This window comes from Streptomyces sp. UW30, assembly GCF_008042075.1.
Classification (GTDB): Bacteria; Actinomycetota; Actinomycetes; order Streptomycetales; family Streptomycetaceae; genus Streptomyces.
Window position 1 is genome coordinate 1 of sequence record NZ_RDBN01000133.1, and the last position, 3,062, is coordinate 3,062.

The following is a 3,062-nucleotide window of genomic DNA, read 5'->3' on the forward strand; positions in this document are numbered from 1 at the left end:
TCGCCGTAGGTGGCGGCGTGCTGGGCGGCGTCGGCCAGGGCCGGGTGGAGCAGGAAGGCCGTGGCGTCGCGGTGGGCCTCGTGGGGCAGCGTGGCTTCGGTGAACAGTTCGGTGCCGCGTTTCCATGCGGCGCGCAGGCCGCGGAAGACGGGGCCGAAGGCGAAGCCGAGCCGGTCGACCTCACCGACTGCTACGACGACCTGGCCCGGCTCGGCTTCGCCTTCGGCCCCGTCTTCCGCGGCCTGCGCGCCGCATGGAAACGCGGCACCGAACTGTTCACCGAAGCCACGCTGCCCCACGAGGCCCACCGCGACGCCACGGCCTTCCTGCTCCACCCGGCCCTGGCCGACGCCGCCCAGCACGCCGCCACCTACGGCGACCTCGGCACCCTCAGCGAAGGCGGCCTGCCCTTCTCCTGGGAGGGCGTACGCCTGCACGCCACCGGCGGCACGACCCTGCGCACCCGCATCGCCCGCCTGGACGACGACACCGTCACCCTCACGGCCACGGATCCCGCGGGCAACACGGTCCTGACGGTGGACGCGCTGGTCACCCGCCCCGCGGCGGCGACCCTCCGCACCGCACCCGACGCCCTGTTCACCGTCGACTGGCGGCTCGTCGGCGACAGCACGGCCGCCGCGGACCTCCCGGTCGCCGTCATCGGGCCCGACACCGACGACCTGGCCGACGCCCTGCGCGCGGCCGACGCCACCGTCACCGTCGCCCCCGACCTGGCCGCACTCGACGCCGTACCCCCCGTCGTCCTCACCCGCATCACCGGCGACACCTCCACCATGCCCGGCGCCCTGCGCGTCACCACCGAGCGCGCCCTGAGCCTCGTCCAGTCATGGCTGGCGGAACCCCGCTTCGCCGACTCCCGCCTCGTCGTGGTCACCCCCGCCACCGGCGACCTCCCGGCCGCAGCGGCCCGCGGTCTCCTGCGCACCGCGCAGACAGAGAACCCCGGCCGCGTCACCGTCCTCCACCTCGACGGCCCGGCAGACGGCGAGACACTGCGCCGCGCCCTGACCACACCCGAGCCCGAAGTACGCGTCGACGCGGCCGGTCTGCACGCGCCCCGGCTCACCCGAGCCCCGCGCACCGGCCAGGAAACGCCCGGCCGGCCCTGGGACGTCTCCGGCACCGTCCTGGTCACCGGCGGAACCGGCGGCCTCGGCGCCCTCGTCGCCCGCCACCTCGTCACCCGGCACAGCGCCCGCGACCTCCTGCTCGTCTCCCGCCGAGGCCCCGACGCCCCCGGCGCCGACCGGCTCACCACCGACCTGACCGAACTCGGCGCCCGCGTCCGCGTCACCGCCTGCGACATCGGCGACCGCGACGCCCTCGCCGGGCTCCTCGACGGCGAGCACCTCACGGCCGTCGTCCACATCGCCGGCACCGTCGACGACGGCGTCGTCGGAGCCCTCACCGCCGACCGCCTCGACAGCGTGCTGCGGCCCAAGTCCGACGCCGCCTGGCACCTGCACGAACTCGCCCCCGACGTCGGCACGTTCGCCCTGTTCTCCTCCGCGGCCGGCACCCTGGGCGGCGCCGGCCAGGCCAACTACGCCGCCGCCAACGCCTTCCTCGACGCCCTCGCCGCACACCGCCACGCCCTCGGCCTGCCCGCGCTCTCCCTCGCCTGGGGACCCTGGGACGTCGCGGGGAGCGCCATGACCGGCGACCTCACCGACATCGACCGGGCACGCCTCGCCCGCTCCGGGTTCCCCTTCCTCACCCCCGAGGACGGCCTGGCCCTCCTCGACGCCGCCCCGGCCACCGGACACAGCACCGTCCTCCCCATCCGGATCGACCTCGCCGCGCTGCGCGCCCGAGACGACATCCCCGCGCTCCTCAGCGGCCTGGCCCGACGCTCCACGACAGCCCGAACGACCCTGACCAGGGCGGTCTCCTCCGGCGCGACTCACACGGACGGCCTCGCGGAACGGCTCGCCCCCCTGGAGCCCGCCGACCGCAGAGGGGCACTCCTCGACCTGGTCCGCGAAGAGGTGGCCGCCGTCCTCGGACACCAGGACGCCCAACGCGTCGAGCCCAGCCGGGCCTTCCGGGACCTGGGCTTCGACTCCCTCACGGCGGTGGAACTGCGCAACGCCCTCGGCACGTCGACCGGCCTGCGCCTGCCCGCCACCCTGATCTTCGACCACCCCACACCCCGGGCGCTGGCCGAGCACCTGCTGTCGAACCTGTTCCCGGACACCGCCACGGGCWCGACGGCACAGGTAACGCCATCCTCGACGACCCTCGCCGACGACCCGGTGGTGGTCGTCGGGATGGCGTGCCGCTACCCGGGTGGGGTCCGGTCGCCGGAGGATCTGTGGCGGCTGGTGTCGGAGGGCGTGGACGCGGTGGGCGAGTTTCCGGCCGACCGCGGCTGGGACCTCGACCGGCTCTTCCACCCCGACYCCGACAACCCCGGCACCTCCTCGACCCGGGCCGGTGGCTTCCTGCACGACGCCGGCGACTTCGATGCGGACTTCTTCGGGATGAGTCCGCGGGAGGCGTTGGCGACGGATGCGCAGCAGCGGTTGCTGCTGGAGTCGGTGTGGGAGGCGGTAGAACGGGCTGGTATCGACCCGACGTCGCTGCGCGGCAGCCAGACCGGCGTCTTCGCGGGCGTCATGTACAACGACTATCGGGAGTTGTTGCCGGGGGAGGAGTTCGAGGCGTTCCGGGGCAACGGCAGTGCCCCGAGCATCGCTTCGGGCCGCGTCGCCTATGCGCTGGGCTTCGAAGGGCCTGCGGTATCCGTTGACACGGCGTGTTCGTCGTCGCTGGTGGCGGTGCATTTGGCTGCGCAGGCGTTGCGTGGTGGTGAGTGTTCGTTGGCGTTGGCCGGTGGTGTGACGGTGATGTCGACGCCTACGACGTTTGTGGAGTTCTCGCGGCAGGGCGGGCTGGCGCCGGACGGGCGCTGCAAGGCGTTCTCGGATGCGGSCGATGCGGGTGCGCAGGGTCGTGCCGCCGGTGGCGTGCAGGCGTACGCCCTCCCAGGAGAAGGGCAGGCCGCCTTCGCTGAGGGTGCCGAGGTCGCCGTAGGTGGC

Annotated in this window: 1 protein-coding gene and 1 pseudogene; one reads left to right on the forward strand and one right to left on the reverse strand. The window is 74.3% G+C overall.

Features of this window, described 5'->3' with window-relative positions; all coding sequences use genetic code 11:
* Positions 1–137: polyketide synthase dehydratase domain-containing protein (locus EAO75_RS48855; RefSeq protein ID WP_261989724.1), on the reverse strand; the 137-nt coding region annotated here is incomplete at its 3' end.
* A gap of 27 nt (positions 138–164) precedes the next feature.
* On the opposite strand from EAO75_RS48855, the pseudogene EAO75_RS44820 reads away from it, so the two are divergent.
* A pseudogene (locus tag EAO75_RS44820) lies at positions 165–3,062 on the forward strand (beta-ketoacyl synthase N-terminal-like domain-containing protein); the annotation flags it as partial.